Here is a 23,013-nt window from a genome sequence, read left to right on the forward strand (position 1 = left end):
CTGTAACGCCACAGCTTGTAGCGCCAGATGGCCGTCTTTGTCCTCACCGCTCTCTTAGGACCAAGCATCCGCGCTCTCCGCCCGTTGTCACGCGCCTCGGAGGCTGCATCGTAGCGGCGGTCCGGAGCGCGTCGCGCGCTTGATGTTTCGCGCTTTACGGAGATTTGGGACAGTTCTGAACACGACTGGCCGTCAAGGTCGGATTGACAGTGCCCGAAGTCAGGAATCCGACTGGATGACGCTGATTGCTTTTACGTCCAGACCTGCTGGCGGGCCGTCTCGCTGACGAAAATTGGCTGTTGGTTCGCGCTGGAAGGCCTCTGCGGACGGCAGGATGTTGGCTTGGTTCGATCTGGTGTGCGAGGCTTCGGCGGTGACTGACCTCGGCATCCGCGCGGCCACTTCGGCTGATTCCGAATTCCTGGTCGACATGCTCGTGGAGGCCGTGAACTGGCTACCCGAGCGCAACTGGTCCCGCGAAGAGATCCTGGCGAACCCTGCGCTGGCCCACTACGTCTCCGGCTGGATGCGGCCAGACGACTTCGGCCTGGTTGCGGTGGACCCGACTGATCGCCCGGTCGGCGCGGCCTGGTTCCGGTACCTGACCGCCGCCGATCCGGGCTACGGGTACGTGAGTGACGACGTGCCAGAACTGACCATCGGCGTGGTGGAATCCTGGCGGGGCCGGGGTGTGGGCCGGGTGCTTCTGCGCGCTGTTCTGGACGCCGCACGAGCACGCGGCATCCGCACTGTGTCGCTGAGCGTGGAGCGGGCGAACTTCGCCGCGCGGCTGTACGCCGCCGAAGGCTTCCGCACTGTCGAGTCTTTCGAGGACGCGGACACGATGGTCGCCGAGATCGGGGGCTGACCCCGCTCGCTCAGCAGCGGATACTTCCCGCATGACTCTGGCACCGTCACGTACCCATCTCGTTGACGCGCGCTCATGCTTCCTGGTGCTGGCGGGCTGGTACGTGGCCGTCGTCGTGTCGTTCGGCCTGTTCCTCAGCACGCTCTCGGGTCGGTCACGGCAGGCTGCGGCGAGGTATGCGACTCCGAACGGTCGCGGGCGCTGCTCTTCGGGCTCCACGTGGCCATGCCCGCGCTGTTCCTCGCGTTGCTGCTCAGCCTGGCGATGCTCGCGGTGCTCGTCACCCGTATCCGGATCCGCTCGTCGGCAGTGGTGGGCAGCCTGTCCGCTGCGCTTCCGCTGGTCGTCTGCGGCTTCCTCGCCGCCAGCCTCTGACCGCCACCGCTCGCCTCAGATCAGCCGCTGGATGCGGATCTTCGGACGCTCGTTCCGCAGGTGGCCGTGTTTGTGCTGGCGGATCTGCTCGTCCCAGACCTCCTGGTCGTAGTCGGGGTCCGGCGGGATCCACCTGTGGGAGCCGTCGCTGTAGTGGAACTTCTCGTCACCCCGCCGGAGGATGCTCATCGGGTCCAACCGAGGAAGCGACGGTGCAGAACCCCTGCCGGCACCCAGGTCAGATCCTGCGAGGCGCAGACCAGTTGAGCACCCATATAGAGCGCTAGGGAGACGGCTGCGCCCTCGTATTCAGCGCGTAGTTCTTGCTGTCGCGTCTGGCAGGGCCAAGGCGCGTTGCAGCCTCCGCAGGTCCAGATCGGCATCACCGGGCCGTGGGTGGTCACCGTGGGGCACCGATGAGGTGTACGAAGTGCGCCCGCCTCTGGGCCCAGTGCAGTCGCTCTGGGCAGGGGTGGGGCCGACCGCACCGGCACAGGTCGAGTCCAACCTCGTCATGACGTGTCAGGAGCACGTCGGCGGCGTCGACTTGACCCTGAGCGTGCTCGATGAGGGCCTCCAAGCCGCAAATGGCAGCCACCCTCACTCCGTCAGGTCTGCACGGCGACGGTGCCAGCGTGCCTCCGCCCGGACGGCGGCGAGGTTGATATCGCCCGTGGCGATACGGCTCCGGGCAACATCGAGCCACAGCGATGATGCGACGGCCTGCTGACCGCTAGCGGTAAGCAGGCCGTCGAGGGCGAGGCGTGCCAGGCGGCACGACATAAGTCGGTCGGCCTGTAGCTGACCAACGGTGAGGTAGTGGCTGGCACGGCCGGGGCGGTGGTCCTCCCACAGTGCTCGGCACAGACGCCACAGCAGCCGGTGGCGACAGCCGTCAGGCGGTTCGACCGGTGGGTTCTCGACATCGAACAACATGCCAAGACGGTCCCGCTGGCCGCGGCCTCGCGGCCATGTCCGCTAGCCATATCACGGTGACATGAGCGGGCTCGACCTGCACGGGTACCAGACCTAAGCTCCAGGTTGAGCACGATGCGTAGTCGTTCGACAACGGTGGGAGCGGTTGTGCCACTCGACCACTTTCGGATTCCGGACGACTTCTGGGCACGGGAGGACGTCAGGGCCGCAGTGCGCGTCCGCGACATCGGCACTCTGTTCCGGCTGCTTGCCCGGCACGCGGGGGCGAGTCAGACACGCATCGGGGCCGTGGTTGGCCTGGAACAGGGCTACGTCAGCCGGGTGATCGCCGGGCGGAAGGTGAGCTCCATCGACGTGCTGGAGCGGATCGCCGACGGCTGTGGCATGCCCGACGAGATCCGGATGTCGCTCGGCCTTGCACCCTGCCACCAACCACATCGCCCCTCCCCCGGCAGCCCGCGGGGTGATGTGCCAAACGACCAATCCTGGCGCGAGACCGTCCGCGCCGCCACACAGCTGTGGGAAGGCGACGTGAACCGCCGAGACATGCTCCGTCAGACGGTATTCAGCTCCGCTGGCTACACCCTGCCCGCGCTGCGCTGGTTCACCGCCCCCACCACCCAACCCGTCGGGCAGAGAGGTCACCGACCAGTCGGCCAACCCGACATCGACACCATCCGCGAGATGACCTCCACCTACCGGCGACTCGACAACCAGCACGGCGGCGGCCACGCCCGTGAAACCCTTGCCCGCTACCTCAACCACGAGGTCACGCCCCTACTGACCGAGGGACGCTACGATCCGGCGACCGGCCGCAAGCTACTCGCCGCCGTCGCCGAGTTGACTCAGCTCGCGGGCTGGCAGGCATACGACATGGCCGAACACGGCCTAGCCCAGCGCTACCTCACCCACGCTCTCGACCTCGCCCGAGCTGCTGACGATGCTGGGCTCGGCACCGAAATCCTCGCCGCGATGAGCCACCAAGCCACCTACCTCGGCCACAGTGCCAGCGGCATCGATCTCGCCCGCGCCGCCCGGCAGACGGCACAACGCGCCGGCCTCGCGGTGTTGACCGCCGAGGCCCTGGTCATGGAAGCCCACGCCCATGCCGCCGGGCGCGACGAACGCGCCTGCACCACCGCACTGCACCAGGCAGAACAGCTGCTCGACCGCGCCGACCGCAGCAGCGACCCGCAATGGCTCGGCTACTTCGACGAGGCATACCTGTCAGCGAAGTTCGGCCACTGCTTCCGCGCACTCGGCCGCCACCAGCAGGCCGAACGCTTCACCGTCCGCTCGCTGCAGATGGACGAACGCTACGTCCGCGGGAAGGCCTTCAACCTCACTCTCCTCGCGTCCATCCACGCCCACCACGGCGAGCCCGATCGCGCCAGCGCCATCGGGGCCGAAGCGCTCACCCTGACCTCTCAACTGCGGTCAGCCCGAGCCGTCCGGTATTTACGCGACCTGCAGACCGAACTCACAGCGCACCGCCGCCGGCCAGCCGTCCGAAACTTCATCAGCCGCGTCGACGCGACCCTCGGTCAACGCCGCTGACTACAGCTCACCCCGGGCTTTACGCGCAACCAACTCCAACACCGCGATCACCGTGCCGGACCCCACGATCTCACCCCGGGACACGAGGTCGCGCGCTTCCGCCAACGGCATCCAGGCCACCCGCTCGGCCTCATTGACGTCCATCGGTGACCCGATATGTGTGGCATCGCGCGCGAGAAACAACAGGTTCTCCGCATCTGCGGTCGCCACCCACGGCTGGAAGGACAGCATCGGTTCCACGGCACCCGGACGCCATCCGGTTTCCTCCTCGACCTCGCGGACCGCGCATGTCGCCGGCTGCTCACCGTCATCGACGTAGCCCCCGGGCAGCTCCCACACCCACCGGTCGAACACGAACCGGTGCCGCCGCATCAGCAGCAGGCGCTCCTGCTCGTCAAGCACCGCAACCATGGCTGACCGGGGCGCACGGATCACGTACTGCTCGAAACGGATCCCATCCGGCAGTTCCACGTCGGCAATGCTCAATCGCGCTCGCCGGCTGCCGTCCACCACCCGCTCACCGTGAATCGTCCACCGCGTCGGCTCGGTAACCTGCTCCTCCGTCACCCGTCCAGTATCCGACCGGTGACGCGGACGCATGCCCGCGCCTCATGACGGAAATTCCGCTCCATCCGATGCCGAACCTCCTCGGGAATCGGAACCTCGGCGTCGGCAGGCGCAGTGGCCAGACCCTCCCGAAGCTAGATCGAGTCTTACTTCGGAGCGATCTACCTAAACCCAGAGATCGATGACGCGAGGGGTCTACCCACCGTCACCACTTCAGTTGGCGGTGGGCAGTCGCCCGACCAGATCAGCCCTCGACCGCGGCCTGCACCATGGCCTGCGCCTGGTCGACGGCCTCCGTGTCAGTGATGCCCGCCCTCTCCGCGTAGAGCTGTGCCAGCACGAGAATCATCGTCCCAGCGGCCTTGTTGAGGACGTTGTACTGCTCTTGGAAAACCCGGATGAGCTCGTCAGGACTCTCCGCGACCACCTCCATCTGGCCGTAGACCATCGTCCACATGTCACCACTGGTGCCGGTCGCAGTGTCGTTGATCACCTCTCGGGTGAGGTTGGCGAGCTGGTTGCAGGCAGCTAGGAGCTGTTCGTCTTCGGCATCCATGACGGCACGCTACCTTCGGGCTCACCGCTTCTGACTGTGGCTGGCCGCGGTCATGATGGCAGGGTGACGAAGCTCCTGGACTGGATCTCCCGCCGTCTGGCCATCTGGTTCATCGCCAGCGCGCTCCTGGCGGGCGGATCGATGTGGTTCATCGCAGCTATCTACCGTGCGCCGGCCGCTGAGGAGCAGCCGAAGGTCACCGACTGGATGCAGGCATGGGGCAGCATCCTCGGCGTGGTCGCCGGCTTGGCGGCGGCAGGTGCCGCCGCGGCTCTCTTCTTGCACGAGCGGCGACGGTCTGAGCAGGCCGAACGGCAGCTCATCGAGGAACGGGAGGAGGCCGCCCTGAATGCGCCTCGAGCAGTGGTAGCCACGCCTGCCCGGTTCGGCACGTTCGGGGGCGACAGTGATGCCCACATCAGCGAGGTGGTGCTCACCGTCCACAACTATGGGTCGAACCCGATCCGGAACCTCGCCGTGATCGTGACTCTGCCGAAGGACGGTAGGCACTTGATTCTGCCCCACCACGAGGGGCTCGGTCCGGGCGACAAGCACGACTTCAGGCAGCGCTACCAGGCCGGACTTCGTGTCCCCGGCCCGTGGTCACCCATCATGGGGAGAGCGCCCGTCACCGTCTGCTTTATCGATCACACCAACCAGGCGTGGCAGCGGACAAGTGACGGCGGTGTGGAACGGACGAGTGTGCCCTACCCGTTCCTCGAGGAGGCGCTAAGCACCCTGGGATCTCTCGCCGAGTGGGACTGACCCGGGGCTGGCTCAGCGAGGTCGGTTCGCCGTCACGTCTTATCCGAGGGGCACACCATGTGGTCGGGGTCCCACCACAACACATGGAACACATCCTCGACCCGGAACCCCCAAAGCCGCTTCGGACCAGAGATCCGGAACCGAAAGAGTTCGTCGGTCACCTCATTGAGCCTCAGATCAGCTAGGCGGGCTTGCGCGGTGGAGGCAACAGTTTCCGTGGAGTAGCTGTGGTGCTTCTTGTGACGCTTGTGACTTGGGCCCGTCTCCTGCGACAGGATCTCACCCCAGGTCAGGCGAGAAATCTCGCACAGGAAGTCCAGCACTTCCCAGGCATCGCGGGTGCCTGCGGCTGGCCAACTCCACGCACCGTCAAAGGCCCTGTCGACGTGCTGGAAAGAGATAACCAGTCGCCGGTCGTTACCGGGCGGCCGGAGGATCGCCTTTGGCTGGCGTTCTCCGGCCGCCTTGGTAAGCGTCCCTGCTTTGACCTTCGGTCTCTTCGGCGACACGGCGGGTTAGCGGTACGCCGCCGAGTCGCTGGCCCAGTCTCCCCAGGGAAGCTCGTCTACCGGCACGGCATCCTCCGCCGTGTCGATCGTCGAGTAGTACTCGGCCATCACCTCTGTCGTGATTTCCGCGTCAGAGCGTGCCGTGGGGGGGAGGCCATGGCGGGCGTTGATCCACGGATCCTCACCGTGGGTCAGGTGACTCAACTGCCGGGCGTCGAGGTGACCGTAGTTGTCCAGCACCGCGTCGATGGTGCCGCGCTCGGCTGCGTTGAGATTGTCGGGGTCACCCAGCGGCCACTGATCGACGGCGAACTTGCCACGATGAGCGTCGTAGAGTTCGCGAATGACCGGGCCATTCGCCCAAGCCTCGATCCTCTCCGGAAACAGAGGGCTGTCGGCCCAAACAAGGTGCCAGGCCTGGGAGTAGTAGACGAGTTTTTGCAGCTTCATGGCCGACGTCTGTCCGCGGCGGGACAGGATGTACGCGGCCACGTCGTGCGCGTTAGCCATGTTGATCACTCCTTGGCGGGGAGGGGGTCCCGCTCTGGGGGGCCAAGGGTAACTGCTGCCTACGTCACTCCTGTGCTCAACGGTACCTTCGCCTGACCGTTACGGGTCCGTTTTGCCAGTTGGGAGCGGTTCATCACGAGTGCGCTGAGCGAAGGATCGACTCTCTTGCGCTCGAACCGCTGAGGCAGGCCGGTACGTACAAGTGTCTATGGAACGAGCAACCGCAAGACTCCAGGCCGGTCCGCCGCGACCGAGCCAGCCCGCCGCGCCGCTACCTAGAAGTGGCTGCGCGAGGTCCAGGCCGAGTTCCCTGACTTGGAACTCGCGCAACATTTGGAAGACATTGAAGACCGCGACGGTGTTTCCGCAGTTCAGAGCCTAGATCGGAAATCCTCGACGGTCAGGTGCCCGCCTGGCCTACTTCCAGCGGAAGTGGACGAAGAGGCGGCCGAAGTTCTTCGAGTCCTTCTCTACCCGGTGGTAGAGCTGCTTGACGTCCTTCTGGTCGAGGAACCGCAGCACCCGCTTTTTGAGCTGACCCGAACCCTTACCAGGGATGATCTCGACCAGGGTGGCCTTCTTCGCCACCGCCTCGTCCATGATCCCGCGCAGCGCGCGGTCGATGTCCTGGCCCTTGTTGAAGATGTCGTGCAGGTCCAGCTTGAGCTTCATGCCGCAGCCCCCGGCCGGTCAGGTCCCATGTCCGCCATCCTAGGCACGTCGGCCGGCCCGCCCACCGCACGACCAAAGGGGCGGCCGCCGGACGACGAAGGGGCGGCCCCGGAGGACCGCCCCTGCCACGTCACCGGTCCACGCTCAGCGCGCGCCGCCCACTCGGGTCTCCACCCGCTCCAGCGCGGTCCGGTAGTCGTCGTTGGTCGCGTACATCGCGGCGGCGATCCGCAGGTGCCGCAGCGCGTCGTTGTGCCGGTTCAGCCGCTCCAGCGTCCGACCGAGCACGTGGTGCGCGTAGTGGTCGCTCGGGTCCCGGTCGATCAGCTCCCGCAGGTGCTCCTCGGCCCGGTTGAGCTGGGCCGACTGGAAGTACGCGCGGGCCAGCAGCTGCCGAACGGCCGCGTTGCCGGGTTCGGCGTCGACGATCGGCTCCAGCAGTCGGGCCGCCCCGCTCGGGTCACCGGTTTCGAAGAACATGGTCGCCCGCCGGTAGTCCGCCAGAAGATCCATCTGCCCCACCCCCTCCGTCGCGTCGTCACCTGTTCCGACGCTGGCACAACACCGGACGTTTGGCGACTGTTCCCGGGAGTCGAGAAGGGGTCAGGTGCGGGCGTCCCGACGTCCGGCGGAAAGCTCCCACGCGCGGACACCGCCGACGATTCCGGCGGTGTTCGGCACCACCACCACGTCGTCGCCCATCCGGGCGAGCTGCTCGGGCCGGATCAGGCGGGAGTTGCCCCCGCCCAGGTAGAGCCGGTCCCACCGGAACACCGGACGCAGCCCGTCGACCACCTGCCGGATCCGGCGGGACCAGAAGGCGTCGCCGAGCCGCCGACGTTCCGGCTCACCCACGTAGGTGTCGTAGGTGGTCCCCCACCGCACCGGCGCATGCGACAACTCCAGGTGCGGTGCGAGCACCCCGCCGTCGAAGAGCGCGCTGCCCAGCCCGGTCCCCAGGGTCAGCACCAGCTCGCAGCCGGTGCCGGCGACCACCCCGGCGCCGTGCACCTCGGCGTCGTTGAGCACCAGCGCGGGCACCCCGAAGGCGTCCGCGAGGGTGCCCCGCGCGTCCCAGCCGGACCACTCGGCGAGCAGGTCCGGGTCGACCCGACTGCGCGGGCCGCTGCGGGTCACGTAGTGCGGTGTGGCGACCACCACCCCGTGCCGGATCATCCCGGGTACGCCGACGGTGAGCCGGTCCGCCGTCGGTAGGCGTCCGCCCAGATCCAGCAGGGTCGAGACGAAAAGCGCGGGCGGCAACGGGTACGGGGTGGGCACCCGCAACGGTCGGGCCCGCATCGTGCCCGCCTCGTCCAGCACGGAGGCCTTGATGCCTCCGCCGCCGCAGTCGATCGCCAGTGTGGTCACCACGTCGTTGAGTCTGCCCGCTGCGGTCGGCTGGTATGCGGGCAGCCGGATAGGCTGCCGTCCTGATGAGCGCCACGATGATCGTCAAGGACCTGGCCGCCGGGCACGGCGACCGCCCACTCTTCGCCGGGTTGGACCTGGTTGTCGCCCCCGGCGACGTGGTCGGCCTGGTCGGGCCGAACGGGGCCGGCAAGTCGACGCTGCTGCGTACCCTCGCCGGGTTGTTGCCGGTGGAGGCCGGCAGCGTCCGGCTCAGCCCGCCCACCGCGACCGTCGGGCACCTGCCGCAGGAGCCGGAACGGCGACCGGGTGAGACGGTGCGCGACTTCCTGGCCCGACGGACCGGGGTGACCGCCGCGCAGGCGGCGTTGGACGCGGCGACCGAGGCGCTGACCACCGGCGCGGCGGGTGCGGACGACGCGTACGGCGACGCGCTGGAGCGCTGGCTCGCCCTGGGCGGCGCGGACCTGGACGAACGCGCCGAGCAGGTGAGCGCGGACCTGGGGCTCGCGGTCGACCTGGACCACCCGACGACCGGGTTGTCCGGCGGCCAGGCGGCCCGCGCCGGGCTGGCGTCGCTGCTGCTCAGCCGGTACGACATCTTCCTGCTCGACGAGCCGACCAACGACCTGGACCTGGCCGGGTTGGAGCGACTGGAGGAGTTCGTCACCGGGCTGCGCGCCGGCACGGTGCTGGTCAGCCACGACCGTGAGTTCCTGACTCGCACGGTGACCCGGGTGCTGGAGTTGGACCTGCCGCAGCAGCAGGTCAACCACTACGGCGGTGGCTACGCGGCCTACCTGGAGGAGCGCGAGGTGGCGCGCCGGCACGCCCGCGCGGACTTCGAGGAGTACGCCGACACGAAGGCCGGCCTGGAGGCCCGCGCCCGCACCCAGCGTGGCTGGATGGAGAAGGGCGTGAAGAACGCCCGCCGGAAGGCCACCGACAACGACAAGATCGGCCGCAAGTTCCGGAGCGAGGCGAGCGAGAAGCAGGCCGGCAAGGTCAAGCAGACCGAGCGGCTGATCGAACGGCTCGACGTGGTCGAGGAGCCTCGCAAGGAGTGGGAGCTGCGGATGGAGATCGCCGCCGCGCCCCGCGCCGGCGCCGTCGTGGCCACGCTGCGCGGAGCTGTGGTACGCCGAGGCGGGTTCACCCTCGGCCCGGTCGACCTCCAGATCGACTGGGCGGACCGGGTCGCGGTGACCGGGGCGAACGGCTCCGGCAAGTCCACCCTGCTGGCCGCCCTGCTCGGCCGGCTGCCGCTGGACGAGGGCACCGCCTCGCTCGGCCCTGGGGTGGTGGTGGGCGAGGTGGACCAGGCCCGAGGGCTGTTCCTCGGCGACGCGCCACTGATCGACGCGTTCCACGCGGCCGTACCCCACCTGTCGCCCGCCGACGCGCGGACCCTGCTGGCGAAGTTCGGGCTGCGCGCGGCGCACGTGCCCCGACCGGCGGCCACCCTCTCGCCCGGCGAGCGGACCCGGGCGGCGTTGGCCCTGCTCCAGGGCCGTGGGGTCAACCTGCTGGTGCTCGACGAACCCACCAACCACCTGGACCTGCCCGCCATCGAACAGCTCGAATCGGCACTGGCCAGCTACCCCGGAACGCTGCTGCTGGTCACCCACGACCGGCGGATGCTGGCCGCCATCGAGACCAACCGGCGACTGCGGGTCGATGCCGGGCGGATCGCCGAGGATTGATCCGTGCCCGCGGGCCTGCGCGGGGTGAGAATGACGCCATGCTCAAGTGGGAGTACGCCCTGCTGGTCCGCCGCCGCCAGGCGGCGACCAACGACCTCGGCTGGGAGGTCGTGTTCGTCTGGTACGGCCCGGACGGCTCGATGGTCGACGTGACGCCCTACGGCGACACCTCGCTGGCCCACCTGAACCGTGCTGGTGACCAGGGCTGGGAGCTGGTCGCGATGAGCGAGGACCCGTCCCTGCCCGGCAACCACGAGCTGCACCGCTACCACCTCAAACGGCCCAAGCCGGCCGACCCGCCGCCCCGCCAGCGAATGCGTGGGGGCCGCCGTAGCCTCTCCGGCTGACGCGCCGCCGCCGGGCCCCGGCATGTCCTGTGCGCGGCCGCACCCTCTCGGGCTGACCGGCGCCGCCGGGCCCCGGCATGTCCTGCGCGCGGCCGCACCCTCTCGGGCTGACCGGCGCCGCCGGGCCCCGGCATGTCCTGCGCGCGGCCGCACCCTCTCGGGCTGACCGGCGCCGCCGGGCCCCGGCATGTCCTGATGAGCGTGATTCCGCTGTGGCATCTAGATGCCACAGCGGAATCAGCCTCGTTCCAGTCCCCTGGCCCGGCGGGACCGGTTGGCGCCCGGCCGCCGCCCACCTTGACAGCGACCTGCCCGGGACGGCGCGACGGGTCGATCCGGAGATCGGGGCATACCGGGCGCGAATGCGGGTATCGCGCGGCGGGAGGTGGCCCGAATGGTCGCTTTGGCACAGACTCCGCCCTCGGCCGACCGGCTGCGGGCGATCGACGACTTCCTCGCCCAGGCGTGGGCGGACCAGGTCCGGCACGACGACCGGCTGCGGGGCCTGACGGTGGAGGTACGGTTCGACCGGGGGGTGGCCCACCTCACCGGGGACGTCGCCGAACCCGGCGAGTTACGGCTGGTACGGGACCTGGTGGGGCGGCTGGCCGGCGTCTACGGCGTCTGGTGCCGGGTCGGCGTCGGCGGGCGGGCACCGGTGGTGGTGGACCTCGGTTGCGGGCCGACCAAGCAGTGGTCGAGCAACCTGGGTCTGGACATCTATCCCGCGCCGGGGGTGAACGCGGTCGCGGACCTGTCCGGCTCGTTGCCGCTCGCCGACAACTCGGTGGACGTCCTCTTCGCGGTGCACATCCTGGAGCACCTCATCGACTTCCTGCCGCTGACGGACGAGTGCCACCGGGTGTTGCGTCCCGGCGGCGTCCTGCACGTGATGAGCCCCTGGTGGGGGCACGTCAACGCGGTGGCCGACCCGACCCACGTCCGGTTGATGGACGTGCAGACGTTCAAGGGGATCTGCCAGGGCCGGCCGCCGGGCACCCCGCGGTGGTACCCACTGCACGCGGGCTGCGACGGGGCTTCCATCTTCGCTGACCTGACCCCGTTACCTCCGGACGCGGACCTCGCACCCAAACCCCACCTGGCCCGCTTCTTCGACTAGGGGGTCCTGGTGGACTCGCGCAGTTCCAGGCGGTAGGGAGCGCGGAGTTCCTTCGCGGGGGCGGCCGGGTCGCCGTCCAGGCGGTCGGCCAGGAGTTCGACCGCCAGGTGGGCGATCCGCTCCTTGTCCGGCGCGACCGTGCTCAGGGTGGGAATGGAGAACCGGCCGTCCTCGATGTCGTCGAAGCCGACCACCGCCACGTCCTCGGGCACCCGCAGCCCGGCCTCGTGCAGTGCGCGCAGGGCACCGAGTGCGAGCGTGTCGTTGAAGCAGAAGACAGCGTCGGGGCGTACCCCGGAATCGAGCAGGCCCCGCATCGCGGCCGCACCGTCGGCGCGGTGCCAGGCCGGCGCGGGCGCCACCAGGGCCTCGTCGTAGGCGAGCCCGGCGGCGCGCAGCGCGTCGGCGTAGCCGGCCAGGCGCAGTCGTGCGCTGGCGCCCCCGTCGGTGCGCTGGGAGCCGATGGCCGCGATCCGGCGGTGGCCGAGTGTGATCAGGTGGTGGGTGATCTCCCGGGCCGCGGTCACGTTGTCGATCACCACGCGATCGGCCGGGCCGTGCTCGACCCGCTCGCCGAGCAGCACCGTCGGCGTGCCTTCCAGGCCGGCCAGGTCCTCCGCGGTGAACGCCAACGGGCTGACGATGAGCCCGTCGACCAGGTGGTCGGTGATGCCGGAGGCAATCACCCGTTCCTGCTCGCGCCGACCGCCGGTCTGGTCGATGAGCACCGTCCAGCCGTACGCGGCGGCGGCGGTGACCACGTGGCGGGCCAGCTCGGCGAAGTACGGGATGTCCAGTTCCGGAACTGCCAACGCGATCACGCCGGTGCGGCCCTTGCGCAGGTGACGCGCGGAGAGGTTGGGCCGGTAGTTGAGTTCGGCGATCGCCTCTTCGACCCGGGCCCGGGTGACCGGCCGGACGTGCACGTGGCCGTTGACGACGTTGGAGACGGTCTTCACCGACACCCCGGCGCGCTCGGCCACGTCCTTGAGCCTGTGCCGCACTTCGCAACCTCCCCGATGTGACCCAGCGCACCGTACCGTGGCTGCCCGGTCGCAACGGTGCCCGTGAACGGCGCGCGGAAAGGGCCCCCGCCTCGGCGGGGGCCCTTTCCGCGCAGGTCGGGTCAGGCGCTCGGTTCGCGCGGCTGCGGGGCGACAGCCGGCTCGTGGCGGGCCAGCCGGTTGCGGCGGTAGCCGTAACCGACGTAGATGAGCGCGCCGAGCAGCATCCAGGCCAGGAACCGCAGCCAGGTCTCCACCGACAGGTTCAGCATCAGGTAGAGGCAGGCCAGCGCGGAGACGATCGGCAGCACCGGGGAGAACGGCACCCGGAACGGCCGCTCCAGGTCCGGGCGCTTGCGGCGCAGGATCGGCACCGCGACCGACACCAGCACGAACGCGCAGAGCGCGCCGATGCTGACCAGGTCGGCCAGGGCGGACAGCGGCAGGAAACCGGCCAGCAGCGCGACCGCCACCGTCATGATCGCCGAGATCCGGTACGGGGTGCCCCAGCGCGGGTGCACCTTCGCGATCGAGGGCGGGATCAGGCCGTCCCGGGCGATGGCGAAGCCGATCCGGCCCATGGCCACCAGGTCGACCAGGATGACGCTGGTCAGGCCGGCGACCGCGGCGATGGAGACCAGCACGGCGGCCCAGCCCGCGCCGACCGACTCGAAGGCCGACGCGATCGGTGCGCCCCGGTCGATCTCGGTGTACGGCACCATCCCGACCACCACCAGCGAGACGCCGATGTACAGCACGGTGGAGATCAGCAGCGTGCCGAGCAGACCCAGGGTGAGGTCCCGCTTGGGCTTGCGCGTCTCCTCACCCAAATTCGCCACGGCCTCGAAGCCGGTGTACGCGAAGAAGACCACGGCGGCGGCGCTGAGCACTCCGACGAAGCCGAAGACGGACGGTTCCAGCCCGAAGAGCGCCTGGGTGACCGGCTGCTTGATGCCGTCGTCGCCGCTACCGGCCGGCTCGGCCGGCGGGATGAACGGGGTGAGGTTGGCGGCCCTGACGAAGAACAGGCCGGCCACCACCACGAAGACACAGATGGACACCTTGACCAGCACCAGCAGGTTGGTGATCCGGGCGGACTCGCGGATGCCGACGATCGCGACGACGCCGAGGATCAGCACGATGGCGATCGCGCCGAGGTTGACAGTGCTGCCCTCCTCGCCGAACCAGCGGGTCGGCAGGTCGAGCAGTTCGGCGAGGTAGCCGGACCAGCCTCGGGCCACCACCGCGGCGCCGAGCGCGAACTCCAGCAGCAGGTCCCAGCCGATGATCCAGGCGACGATCTCGCCCATAGTGGCGTACGCGTAGGTGTAGGCGCTGCCCGCGGTCGGCACGCTGGACGCCAGCTCGGCGTAGCAGAGCGCGGCGAGCAGGGCCACCACGCCGGCGATGGCGAAGGAGATCACCACGCCCGGACCGGCGCTGTCCCGGGCCTCGATGCCGGTGAGCGTGAAGATCCCGGTGCCGATCACGATGCCGATGCCGAAGCCGGTGAGGTCGAGCGCCCCGAGGCGCCTCTTCAGCCCGAGCCCGCCTTCGGAGCCGTCCGCCTCACTCTGGGCTATCACGTCCTTGATCGGTTTTGTTCGCAGCACGGACACGCGGTCACCCCTTCCACCGTGCGACCACCTGGTGGCGGCCGGTGACCGGCGTTGCTACCCAGCGGCGGGAATGGTCAACCACGAACCCTTGCGGTTCGCACCCGAGTGTGAAAATTTCCTACCAGCGGCAGATAGTCGTCGGCGAATCTTGCCGAAGCCGCGCGCTGATCACACGGGAGCCCCACCGAAGGGACACACCGCATGAAGGCAACTCGACTCGGAGCCGCCGGGCTCGTCACCGCCCTGCTCGGCACCCTCGTCGCCGCCACCCCCGCGACCGCGACACCCCGCACCACCAGCACCACCACCTGCACCACCGACCCGGCCACGCCGAAGCGGCAGTTCAGAGCCATGTGGATCTCGTCTGTGGTCAACATCGACTGGCCCAGCAAGGCGTCCCAGACCAGCCCCGACCGGGTCGCCGCCCAGCAGGCCGAATACCGCGAGCTGCTCGACCTCGCCGAGCGGCTGCACCACAACGCCGTCGTGGTGCAGGTCCGGCCCACCGCCGACGCGCTCTGGCCCTCGCCGCACGAGCCCTGGTCGGAGTACCTGACCGGCGTCCGCGGGCAGGACCCGGGGTGGGACCCGCTGACCTTCCTCGTCGACGAGGCGCACCGACGCAACCTGGAGTTCCACGCCTGGTTCAACCCGTACCGCGTCTCCATGCCAGCACCCGGCGGGGCCGGCGCGGACCTCAGCCTGCTCGCCCCCGGCCACCCGGCCCGGCAGCACCCCGACTGGACCTTCGCCTACCCACCGGCCGGCGTCGCCGGCAGCCGGCTCTACTACAACCCCGGCATTCCCGAGGTACGCGAGTTCGTGCAGACCGCGATGATGGACGCGGTCAGCCGGTACGACGTCGACGGCGTGCACTTCGACGACTACTTCTACCCCTACCCCAGCGGCACCTACCAGGTGCCCGACGATGCCGCCTTCGCCGCCTACAACCGGGGCTTCACCGACCGTGCGGACTGGCGGCGGGACAACATCAACCTGTTGATCCAGGAGATGAACGGCAAGATCAAGGCGGCGAAGCCGTGGGTGAAGTTCGGGGTCAGCCCGTTCGGCATCTGGCGCAACAAGACTGCCGACCCGCTCGGCTCGGACACCACCGGCAGCCAGTCGTACGACATCATCTCCGCCGACACCCGCAAGTGGATCAAGCAGGAGTGGATCGACTACGTGGTGCCACAGCTCTACTGGTACATCGGCCAGTACCCGGCCGCCGACTACGCCCGGCTCGTGCCGTGGTGGGCCGAGACGGTGCGCGGCACCCGGGTGCAGCTCTACATCGGTCAGGCCGACTACAAGAGCGGCGATCCGGCGTACGGCCCATACTGGCAGAACCCCCGTGAGCTGTCCGACCATCTGACGCTCAACCGGTCGTACCCGGAGGTGCAGGGCAACGTGCACTTCTCCGCCGTCCAGGTGCGGGCCAACCGGCTCGGCGCGACCGACATCTACGCCGCCGAGCACTACTCCCGCCCGGCGCTGGTGCCGGCCATGCCACACCTGCCGGCGAGGCCGTTGCTCTTCCCGGTGGTCACCAAGGCCGCCCGGCAGGCCGACGGGGTCCGGCTGACCTGGCGGCAGCCGGCCGACGGGGTCGGGCCCCTCGGCACCGCCACCTCGTACGCGATCTACCGGTTCGACGGCACCACGCTGCCGGGTCGGTGCGGCACGGCGGACGCGGCGCACCTGGTCGACACCGTCCGGGCCGCACCCGGCGGCGCCCAGTCCTGGGTGGACACCTCGGCCGAACCTGGTCGGCGCTACACCTACCAGCTGACCGCGTTGGACCGTTCGGCGAACGAGAGCCCGGCGAGTCCGCCGGCCTTCGTCCTGCGCTGAGCCGTCCGCTCCACCGAACGCCCCGGGTGCCCCACGCACCCGGGGCATTCGTCTGTTTCAACGTATGTCATCAATAGTTGGCGGGGCGCATACCGCCTAGTTGATCAGTTGATCGACACTGATCGACATCCGGTGACCCGCCGGTAACTTCCGTCCCAGCCGCTCACCCGCGGAGGTAACCCGTGCCCCGACGTCTCGCCACCCTGCTCGCCTCGGGCGCTCTCGCGCTGCTCGCCACCCTCACCGTCGCCTCCCCCGCCGCCGCCGTCACCCCCGCACAGAAGCTGTCCGTGCTGTCCAGTTGGACGCAGACCAGCGCGTCCAGCTACAACTCCTGGAACAGCGCCCGGGTCAACCGGGCCCCCTGGGCCGAGTACAACTTCAACTGGTCCACCGACTACTGCTCGTCCAGCCCGGACAACCCGCTCGGGTTCACCTTCAACCTGGGCTGCTACCGGCACGACTTCGGCTACCGCAACTACAAGGCCGTCGGCCAGTTCCCGGCCAACAAGTCCCGCCTGGACAGCGCCTTCTACGAGGACCTCAAGCGGGTCTGCACCACGTACAACACAATCGTCCGTCCGGCCTGCTACAGCCTGGCCTGGACCTACTACCAGGCGGTCAGCATCTTCGGATCGGTAGCGGCCGTCCAGCAGGCCGACATCGACCGCGCCGCCCGGATGAAGGCCGAAGCCGAAGCCGCCGCCCGCGCCTAACCCCCACCCCCAACCCCCACCCCCACCTCGGACCTGTTGATCATGAAGTTATTGCTGCGACACGCCGCGCAGGCGGGCAATAACTTCATGATCGACGGCCGAGGGCGGGGCCGGCAGGGCCCCGGGGGGCGTGGAGGTCAGGCGCGTTCGGTTCTGGTGGCCGGGTGGCGGTCGGGGTCTGCCGGACGGCGCGGGGTCGGCTGGGACAGGCCGGTGCTGAAGCGGGTCGAATCCGCTGCCAGATCCGGGTGTTCCACGTCGAGTGCCAGCGCCGCCGCCTCGTCCAACCCCAACTCGGCACCCTCGCCGTACGCGTCGTCGAAGGCCGTGTCGCCCAGCACCGTCCGCAGCTCCGCCTGCTGTTCCGCCCAGTAGCCACCGTAGATGCCCGGGGTCGCCCGCATGCTCGCCCGGGTGGCCTGCGCGGCACCGAAGAGGCGGGCGGCGGTCGACCGGTCCCCGCCGATCGCACAGCGCACCGCTATCGCGTTCAACGTGTCGCACGCCCGGCCGTGGTAGCCGTGGCCCATCCGGGACCGCAACGCCACCAGCAGGTGCTCGTGCGCGGCGACGACGTCGCCCCGGGCCAACGCGACCATCCCGAGCAACATGTCCACCGATCGCCGGCCCCGCTCCACCGGCCGGGCCGCCTCCACCGGACGGACCGCGCCCAGCAGTTCCGCCGCCTCGTCCAGCGCGCCCCGCCGCCACAGCAGCTCGGCCAGGCTGAACACCGCGAACAACGCCTCGCCGACCACGTTCTGCCCGTGCGCCCAGTCGATGACCTCCCGGCACACCCGCTCGGCCTCGACGAACTGCCCCATGTCCACCAGCGGCGCGGCCCTGCCGGCGAGCACCCGGGCCAGCAACCCGGCATCGCCGGCCTGCCGGGCCGCCGCCTCCGCCCGCTGCGAGTAGCGCAACTCCTCGGCGAACTCGCCGTCGGCACCGGCGTGCAACGAGTGCATATGGTAGGCCGCCGCCAACTCCGACTCCGGGATCCGCTCCCCCGTCTCGGCGATCCGCCCGTACAACCGGAACAGCCACAGCCGCCCCTCCCGGGCCAGGCCCCGCTCAAGCCACCACTGGTCCAGACCACCAGCCAGACCGAGGCCGGCACGGGCGCTGCCTCCGGTGGCGCACCACCGCAGCGCGGCACGCAACTCCCCGGCCAGCGGGTCCAGGGCGTACAACGACAGCGTGACCGGTCGGCCGTCCTGGCCCAGGTGCGCACGGTCCAACGCATGCGCCGACCACGCCACGTGCCGGTTCCGAGCGGCCTGTTCCTCACCCGCCTCGACCAACCGCCGTGCCGCGTACGCCCGAATGGGGTCGAGCATCCGGTAGGTGCTGCCGGCAGCCCGCGGTTCGGCCAGGACCATCGACTTGTCCACCAGCACCGACAGCGGATCCAGCGGATCGTCCCCCAGCAGCCACTCCACCGTCGGCAGGTCCACCGGCCCGGCGAAGACCGCCAACCAGCGCAGCAGGCGAGCGGCTCGAGGCCCCAGCGTCCGGTACGACCAGGTGACAGTGGCCTGCATGGTCAGGTGCCGCTCGGTGGCGGAACGCTGCACCGCCCGACTCGCCGGGGTGGGCGGTGACGCACCGGCCGCCGCGGCGACCAGGTCCACCGTGTCCTGCTGGTTGCCGGACCACCCTCGCTCCACCGGTGGCGGCTCCGGGTCCTCCCGCCCGGCGTCCAACGTGCCGAGCACATCGTCCAACCGCTCGGCGAGTTGGCCGACGGAGAGCACCCGCAGCCGGGCGGCGGCCAACTCGATGGCGAGCGGCAGCCCGTCCAGCCGCTGCACCACCCGGCGCAGATCGGCCGACTCCGCCGGGTCCGGCTGCCGGCCACCGCGTGCCGCCGCCGTCCGGTCCAGCAGCAGCGCCACCGCGTCACTCTCCGCGCCGTCCGACTGCGGGTCGACCGAGAGCGGCGGAATCCGCCACACCACCTCGCCCGGCAGGCTGAACGACTCCCGACTGGTGGCCAGCACCCGCACACCACCACCGCCGGACAGCAACCGCGCGATCACCTCCGCGCAGGCGGCCGGCTGGGTGTCGCAGGTGTCCAGCACGACCAGCATGCGGCGGTTGGCCGCGTACTCGACCAGGGTGTCCAGCATCGGGCGGCCCGGCTCGGGCCGCAGGCCGAGCACCGCGGCGATCGCGAACGCCACCAGCCCCGGGTCGGTCACCGCGGCGATGTCGACGAACCAGACCCCGTCCGGGTACGACTCGACGACGCCGCTGGCCAACTCCACCGCGAGGCGGGTCTTGCCCGCACCGCCCGCCCCTAACACGGTGACCAGGCGATGTTGCCGCACCAGCAGACCCAACTCGACGCGCTCGGTCTGCCGGCCGACGAACGAGGTCACCTGGGTCGGCAGGTTGTGCGCCACCGTGTCGGCGGTCCGGGGGCGGGGGAACTGCCGCTCCAGGCCGGGCGCGACCAGTTGGAACAGTCGTTCCCGATCGTCGAAGCCGCGCAACCGGTGCAGGCCCAGGTCGAGCAGGGTCGCCCCGGGTGGCAACGGCTCGGCCCGGCGTGCCGTGGACGCCGAGCAGAGCACCTGCCCGCCGTGCGCGGCGGCGGCCACCCGCGCGGCCCGATGCACTTCGGGGCTGGCGTATTCGCCGTCGCGCGGCTCGGCGTAGCCGGTGTGCAGGCCCATCCGTACCCGTGGGGCTGCTTCCGGCGTGGGCCAGTCGTGGCTGGACAACGCCCGCTGGGCGGTCAGACAAGCGGTGAGCGCCGCCGCCGCGTCCTCGAAGGCCAGGAAGAACGAGTCGCCCTCGGTCAGCAGCTCCGCTCCACCCGTGCTGGCCAACGTCCGACGCAGCAGCCGTCGGTGCTCGGCGAGCACCGGACGGTAGTCCGGGCCGAGCAGCTGGGCCAGCCGGGTCGAGCCCTCGATATCGGTGAACACGAAGGTCACCCAACCGCTCGGGAGCTGGATCCGTGGCGACATGCGTGGAACCTCCGCCCGTGACGTCGGATTCATGCTGCCTGAGTCCGAGCGGTCACACATCGTGAGAACGGTCGGGCAGGTGCCGCCTCAAAGTGCCACTCGGCCCTGCCTGCGGCAAGGCCAGCCCACCAGGCGGGCGGAGATTTGGCCGATCAGCAGCCGCAGGCGCCGCCGCAGCAACCACCGCCGGTGGGTGCCGGGGCACCACCGCCGGCACCACCCCGGCCGGTGACCGCGACCGCGGACAGAAGCTTGACCGTGTCGGCGTGTCCTTCCGGGCAGCTCGCCGGCTCACCGGCCGCCGCCATCGAACGGTTGACCTCGAAGGTGTCGCCGCAGGCGCGGCAGCGGAACTCGTACCGGGGCATGGCACCCAGGGTACGGGGATCTGACGTTCGGCGGGACATGGGTGATACTCGACGGGTGGTGGACGGCGAGGACGACACGCGTGTGCAACGGCTACGACCGGCCGCTCCGCTGGACGGGCCACTGGAGGGCTCGGGCGCGGCGCCTGATCCGGTGCCTGCGGTGCCCCGCCCCCGCCGGCCCTGGCTGAGTGGGCGGTCCCCGGGTGCGACGAGCACACCAGCGGCCACGACCCCGAAGACCGAGGCCACAACGGTCGCGGATCCAGTGACCGCAGACGCCAAGACCGCAGACGCCGCAGACGCCGCAGACGCCAAGACCGCAGACGCCGCAGACGCCAAGACCGCAGGCGCCGCGGAGGCAGCGGGCACCGACGGCAAGGGCGCCGACGCGCGGCCGACCACGGTGGCCGCCGCCGCCGAGGACCCGGCGAAGACCACCGTGGACGAACTGCCCGTGGTGCCGGCGTCCGATCCGGCCCGACGACGGCGGGTGCCCTTCGCGCACGCGGTACGGCTGCAGCCGCGCCGGGCGGCAACCACCGCCGCTCACGCGACCCGTGCCTGGGCTCGTCGCCCGAGTGGTCGTCTCACCCTGCCCGGTGTGTTCCTGTTGGCGCTGGTGGCCGCGACCGCCGCGGCCGGCGCGCTCCTCGTACCGGCCACGATTCGCGCACCCCGCCCGGTTGCGGCCGACGCCACCGCGACGACGGTGCCGGGCGCACCCCAGGGGCTGCCGACCGGGCAGCCCACCGGCCCACTCCCCACCGGCCCGCTGCCCACCGGCCCACTGCCCACCGGCCCACTCCCGACCGGTTCGGTGCCGGGCGGCGGGCTACCCAGCGGCGGACTGCCGACCGGGCAGCCCACCCTCGGGCCGGCGATCGGAGGCCGACCGTCGGACGCCCTGGCCGGCTGGGCTCAGCAGGTCGGCGCCAAGGTGGGAGTCCCCGCTGTCGCCATGCAGGCGTACGGCTACGCCGAGCTGGTCCTCGCCCAGACCAACCGCAGCTGCGCGTTGAGCTGGACCACGCTGGCAGCGATCGGCCAGGTCGAATCGGGGCACGGCTCGGCCAACGGTGCGCGGTTGGGGCAGGACGGCAAGGCCCTGCCGAAGATCATCGGACTGCCGTTGGACGGCAAGGACGGGCGGATGCGGATCATCGACACCGACCGTGGGGATCTCGACGGTGACAAGGTCCTCGACCGGGCGATCGGGCCGATGCAGTTCATCCCGACGACCTGGCGGGAGATCGGCGCGGACGCCGACAACGACGGGCTCAAGGACCCGCACGACCTGGACGACGCCGCCCTGGCAGCGGGAAACTACCTCTGCAAGGGCGGTCGGAACCTGAGCATCGCGGGCGACTGGTGGAACGCGATCCTGTCCTACAACGATGTACGGCGGTACGCCCAGGACGTCTACGACACCGCGAACCGGTACGGACGGACCAGTCGCCAGTGAAGTGATCGTCTCGATACGTTGGAGAACTGGACACTTCCCCCGGGCAGCTGTTAGCGGCAAGCTAGACGGGTGATGGTGCGCGAGTGGGACCCCAGGACCGCGTCGTCCGCCGAGATCGCGTCGCTGCTGGCCACGCTGAACGCGGTTCTGGCGGCCGATCTGCCGCAGGACCCGCCGTGGCGGGAGACCTCCCTGCGGGAATACCTCGCCGAGGTGATGCCGGGCGAGCGGCGGATCTCCTGGATCGCCCAGGCCGAGCCGACCGCCCCGGACGACCCGGGCGCGGTGCTCGGCCAGGTGCACGTGCTGCTCCTCGGTGACATCGGTGTGCTCGAGGTGCTGGTGCACCCGTCCGCGCGGCGCAGCGGCCTCGGTCGTGACCTGGTGTTGCGCGCCGCTCGCCGGGTCTACCAGGAGGGCTTCCAGTCGATCGGGGTGGAGGTCGTCGGCGACACGCCGGCGGTGGCCTTCTACGAGTCGCTCGGCTTCACCCGGGAGTACGTGGAGACCCGCAGCGTGCTCGACCTGACCGCGGTCGACTGGGCCGAACTGGCCGAGATGGCGACCGGCATCAGCGCGGGTTACCACCTGGAGTTCTTCCCGGGCGGGCCACCGGACGACCTGATCGAGGCGTACGCGCGGGCCAAGGCCGAGGTGCGCGACGTCGACGACGGTGAGCTGCGCCCCAGCTCCTACGACCCGGAGCGGCTGCGCGACAGCCTCGACACCCTGCACCGGCGGGGCATGAAGCCGTACATCGTGCTCGCCCGGCACGAGCAGAGCGGTGAGGTGGCCGGCCTGACCGAGGTGGTCGTGCCGGCGCAGCACCCGACCCGCGCCGACCAGTACGACACGATCGTCGCGCAGGACCACCGGGGTTACGGCATCGACCGGGCGATCAAGGCTCGGATGCTGTTGGAGTTGCGCTCCGCCGAGCCGGAGCTGATCGAGGTGCAGACCTGGAACGCGCAGGCCAACGAGGCGATGCTGAAGGTCAACGCGGAGTTGGGCTACCGGTCCGACCGGGACTGGTGCGAATACAGCGTCGACGTCGCTGAGCTGGTGCACCGCCTCGACCCGCCGCGCTGAGGGAATTCACGAAACTGTCCACTAGGGGATGGACGGTGGACAGTCGCGCACCTTAACGTGCGTTGAC

At 70.1% G+C, this 23,013-nt stretch carries 24 protein-coding genes and 1 pseudogene; 11 read left to right on the forward strand and 14 right to left on the reverse strand.

All coding sequences use genetic code 11. The annotated features are described in order from the left end of the window. The first annotated feature begins 292 nt into the window (after positions 1-292). Together O7614_RS30560 and O7614_RS30565 are read left to right on the forward strand one after the other, a co-directional pair. Positions 293-868, forward strand: a complete 576-nt coding sequence (locus tag O7614_RS30560) for a GNAT family N-acetyltransferase (protein ID WP_278141822.1) — start codon at positions 293-295, stop codon at positions 866-868. Between the two features lie 225 nt (positions 869-1,093). After that, positions 1,094-1,243, forward strand: coding sequence for a hypothetical protein (locus O7614_RS30565; RefSeq protein WP_278141823.1), 150 nt, complete (start codon positions 1,094-1,096; stop codon positions 1,241-1,243). A 15-nt stretch (positions 1,244-1,258) separates the two neighbouring features. Here the strand turns inward: O7614_RS30565 and O7614_RS30570 are convergent, their stop codons facing one another. The 3 genes and pseudogenes from O7614_RS30570 to O7614_RS30580 form a co-directional block, all read right to left on the reverse strand. Beyond that, complete coding sequence (locus O7614_RS30570) at positions 1,259-1,432, reverse strand: hypothetical protein (RefSeq protein ID WP_278141824.1); 174 nt, start codon at positions 1,430-1,432, stop codon at positions 1,259-1,261. Beyond that, positions 1,432-1,647, reverse strand: a pseudogene (locus tag O7614_RS30575) (hypothetical protein); the annotation flags it as partial. The gene O7614_RS30570 and the pseudogene O7614_RS30575, both read right to left, overlap by 1 nt. A gap of 196 nt (positions 1,648-1,843) precedes the next feature. Continuing rightward, complete coding sequence (locus tag O7614_RS30580) at positions 1,844-2,179, reverse strand: hypothetical protein (protein WP_278141825.1); 336 nt, start codon at positions 2,177-2,179, stop codon at positions 1,844-1,846. A gap of 147 nt (positions 2,180-2,326) precedes the next feature. On the opposite strand from O7614_RS30580, the gene O7614_RS30585 reads away from it, so the two are divergent. After that, positions 2,327-3,736 carry a helix-turn-helix transcriptional regulator gene (locus O7614_RS30585; protein ID WP_278141826.1) on the forward strand — a complete coding sequence of 470 codons (1,410 nt, stop codon included), beginning with the start codon at positions 2,327-2,329 and terminating at the stop codon, positions 3,734-3,736. Here the strand turns inward: O7614_RS30585 and O7614_RS30590 are convergent, their stop codons facing one another. Further along, a complete protein-coding gene (locus O7614_RS30590; RefSeq protein ID WP_278141827.1) occupies positions 3,737-4,303 on the reverse strand; it encodes an NUDIX hydrolase in 567 nt (188 codons plus the stop codon). A gap of 244 nt (positions 4,304-4,547) precedes the next feature. Further along, positions 4,548-4,859: a hypothetical protein gene (locus O7614_RS30595; RefSeq protein ID WP_278141828.1), complete on the reverse strand. Its 312-nt coding sequence runs from the start codon at positions 4,857-4,859 to the stop codon at positions 4,548-4,550. Positions 4,860-4,922: 63 nt separating this feature from the next. Between O7614_RS30595 and O7614_RS30600 the strand changes: the two genes are divergently transcribed. After that, on the forward strand, positions 4,923-5,624 hold the full coding sequence (locus tag O7614_RS30600) for a hypothetical protein (protein WP_278141829.1): 702 nt from the start codon (positions 4,923-4,925) through the stop codon (positions 5,622-5,624). 32 nt (positions 5,625-5,656) lie between these two features. Here O7614_RS30600 and O7614_RS30605 read toward each other — a convergent pair whose 3' ends face one another. The 5 genes from O7614_RS30605 to O7614_RS30625 form a co-directional block, all read right to left on the reverse strand. Continuing rightward, positions 5,657-6,133, reverse strand: coding sequence for a hypothetical protein (locus O7614_RS30605; RefSeq protein ID WP_278141830.1), 477 nt, complete (start codon positions 6,131-6,133; stop codon positions 5,657-5,659). A gap of 6 nt (positions 6,134-6,139) precedes the next feature. Further along, positions 6,140-6,643: a type II toxin-antitoxin system antitoxin SocA domain-containing protein gene (locus tag O7614_RS30610; protein WP_269682232.1), complete on the reverse strand. Its 504-nt coding sequence runs from the start codon at positions 6,641-6,643 to the stop codon at positions 6,140-6,142. Positions 6,644-7,060: 417 nt separating this feature from the next. Beyond that, on the reverse strand, positions 7,061-7,315 hold the full coding sequence (locus O7614_RS30615; RefSeq protein ID WP_088987488.1) for a Smr/MutS family protein: 255 nt from the start codon (positions 7,313-7,315) through the stop codon (positions 7,061-7,063). 144 nt (positions 7,316-7,459) lie between these two features. Further along, positions 7,460-7,828: a tetratricopeptide repeat protein gene (locus O7614_RS30620; protein WP_278141831.1), complete on the reverse strand. Its 369-nt coding sequence runs from the start codon at positions 7,826-7,828 to the stop codon at positions 7,460-7,462. A 90-nt stretch (positions 7,829-7,918) separates the two neighbouring features. Then, complete coding sequence (locus tag O7614_RS30625) at positions 7,919-8,689, reverse strand: ROK family protein (protein WP_278141832.1); 771 nt, start codon at positions 8,687-8,689, stop codon at positions 7,919-7,921. A 62-nt stretch (positions 8,690-8,751) separates the two neighbouring features. Here O7614_RS30625 and O7614_RS30630 point away from each other — a divergent pair, with 62 nt between their 5' ends. From O7614_RS30630 to O7614_RS30640, 3 genes are all read left to right on the forward strand, one after another. Next, complete coding sequence (locus O7614_RS30630) at positions 8,752-10,389, forward strand: ABC-F family ATP-binding cassette domain-containing protein (protein ID WP_278141833.1); 1,638 nt, start codon at positions 8,752-8,754, stop codon at positions 10,387-10,389. Positions 10,390-10,427: 38 nt separating this feature from the next. Continuing rightward, positions 10,428-10,736 (forward strand): hypothetical protein, encoded by a 309-nt coding sequence (locus O7614_RS30635; RefSeq protein ID WP_278141834.1) that lies wholly within the window; start codon positions 10,428-10,430, stop codon positions 10,734-10,736. A gap of 394 nt (positions 10,737-11,130) precedes the next feature. Then, entirely contained in the window at positions 11,131-11,856 is a 726-nt protein-coding gene (locus tag O7614_RS30640) for a methyltransferase domain-containing protein (RefSeq protein WP_278141835.1), read from the forward strand. On the opposite strand, the gene O7614_RS30645 is transcribed toward O7614_RS30640, so the two are convergent. Then, positions 11,853-12,860, reverse strand: coding sequence for a LacI family DNA-binding transcriptional regulator (locus tag O7614_RS30645; RefSeq protein WP_278141836.1), 1,008 nt, complete (start codon positions 12,858-12,860; stop codon positions 11,853-11,855). The genes O7614_RS30640 and O7614_RS30645 overlap by 4 nt on opposite strands. Positions 12,861-12,982: 122 nt before the next feature. Beyond that, entirely contained in the window at positions 12,983-14,479 is a 1,497-nt protein-coding gene (locus O7614_RS30650) for an amino acid permease (RefSeq protein WP_278141837.1), read from the reverse strand. A 201-nt stretch (positions 14,480-14,680) separates the two neighbouring features. On the opposite strand from O7614_RS30650, the gene O7614_RS30655 reads away from it, so the two are divergent. Next, positions 14,681-16,333, forward strand: coding sequence for a family 10 glycosylhydrolase (locus O7614_RS30655; RefSeq protein WP_278141838.1), 1,653 nt, complete (start codon positions 14,681-14,683; stop codon positions 16,331-16,333). Between the two features lie 182 nt (positions 16,334-16,515). Then, positions 16,516-17,049 carry a phospholipase gene (locus tag O7614_RS30660; protein ID WP_278141839.1) on the forward strand — a complete coding sequence of 178 codons (534 nt, stop codon included), beginning with the start codon at positions 16,516-16,518 and terminating at the stop codon, positions 17,047-17,049. A gap of 137 nt (positions 17,050-17,186) precedes the next feature. Here O7614_RS30660 and O7614_RS30665 read toward each other — a convergent pair whose 3' ends face one another. Further along, positions 17,187-20,027 carry an adenylate/guanylate cyclase domain-containing protein gene (locus O7614_RS30665; protein WP_278141840.1) on the reverse strand — a complete coding sequence of 947 codons (2,841 nt, stop codon included), beginning with the start codon at positions 20,025-20,027 and terminating at the stop codon, positions 17,187-17,189. A 152-nt stretch (positions 20,028-20,179) separates the two neighbouring features. Next, positions 20,180-20,395, reverse strand: a complete 216-nt coding sequence (locus O7614_RS30670; protein ID WP_278141841.1) for a zinc ribbon domain-containing protein — start codon at positions 20,393-20,395, stop codon at positions 20,180-20,182. Between the two features lie 55 nt (positions 20,396-20,450). Here O7614_RS30670 and O7614_RS30675 point away from each other — a divergent pair, with 55 nt between their 5' ends. Next, positions 20,451-21,857 carry a lytic murein transglycosylase gene (locus O7614_RS30675; protein WP_278142432.1) on the forward strand — a complete coding sequence of 469 codons (1,407 nt, stop codon included), beginning with the start codon at positions 20,451-20,453 and terminating at the stop codon, positions 21,855-21,857. A 72-nt stretch (positions 21,858-21,929) separates the two neighbouring features. Then, positions 21,930-22,946: a GNAT family N-acetyltransferase gene (locus tag O7614_RS30680; protein WP_278142433.1), complete on the forward strand. Its 1,017-nt coding sequence runs from the start codon at positions 21,930-21,932 to the stop codon at positions 22,944-22,946. Positions 22,947-23,013: the final 67 nt, after the last annotated feature.

Source organism: Micromonospora sp. WMMD961, from assembly GCF_029626145.1.
Classification (GTDB): Bacteria; Actinomycetota; Actinomycetes; order Mycobacteriales; family Micromonosporaceae; genus Micromonospora.

Coding starts and splice junctions, on each gene's coding strand:
- O7614_RS30565 (WP_278141823.1), top strand. CDS start 1,094: ATGCCCGCGCTGTTCCTCGCGTTGCTGCTCAGCCTGGCGATGCTCGCG.
- O7614_RS30570 (WP_278141824.1), bottom strand. CDS start 1,432: ATGAGCATCCTCCGGCGGGGTGACGAGAAGTTCCACTACAGCGACGGC.
- O7614_RS30580 (WP_278141825.1), bottom strand. CDS start 2,179: ATGTTGTTCGATGTCGAGAACCCACCGGTCGAACCGCCTGACGGCTGT.
- O7614_RS30595 (WP_278141828.1), bottom strand. CDS start 4,859: ATGGATGCCGAAGACGAACAGCTCCTAGCTGCCTGCAACCAGCTCGCC.
- O7614_RS30610 (WP_269682232.1), bottom strand. CDS start 6,643: ATGGCTAACGCGCACGACGTGGCCGCGTACATCCTGTCCCGCCGCGGA.
- O7614_RS30615 (WP_088987488.1), bottom strand. CDS start 7,315: ATGAAGCTCAAGCTGGACCTGCACGACATCTTCAACAAGGGCCAGGAC.
- O7614_RS30620 (WP_278141831.1), bottom strand. CDS start 7,828: ATGGATCTTCTGGCGGACTACCGGCGGGCGACCATGTTCTTCGAAACC.
- O7614_RS30630 (WP_278141833.1), top strand. CDS start 8,752: ATGAGCGCCACGATGATCGTCAAGGACCTGGCCGCCGGGCACGGCGAC.
- O7614_RS30635 (WP_278141834.1), top strand. CDS start 10,428: ATGCTCAAGTGGGAGTACGCCCTGCTGGTCCGCCGCCGCCAGGCGGCG.
- O7614_RS30640 (WP_278141835.1), top strand. CDS start 11,131: ATGGTCGCTTTGGCACAGACTCCGCCCTCGGCCGACCGGCTGCGGGCG.
- O7614_RS30655 (WP_278141838.1), top strand. CDS start 14,681: ATGAAGGCAACTCGACTCGGAGCCGCCGGGCTCGTCACCGCCCTGCTC.
- O7614_RS30665 (WP_278141840.1), bottom strand. CDS start 20,027: ATGTCGCCACGGATCCAGCTCCCGAGCGGTTGGGTGACCTTCGTGTTC.
- O7614_RS30670 (WP_278141841.1), bottom strand. CDS start 20,395: ATGCCCCGGTACGAGTTCCGCTGCCGCGCCTGCGGCGACACCTTCGAG.
- O7614_RS30680 (WP_278142433.1), top strand. CDS start 21,930: ATGGTGCGCGAGTGGGACCCCAGGACCGCGTCGTCCGCCGAGATCGCG.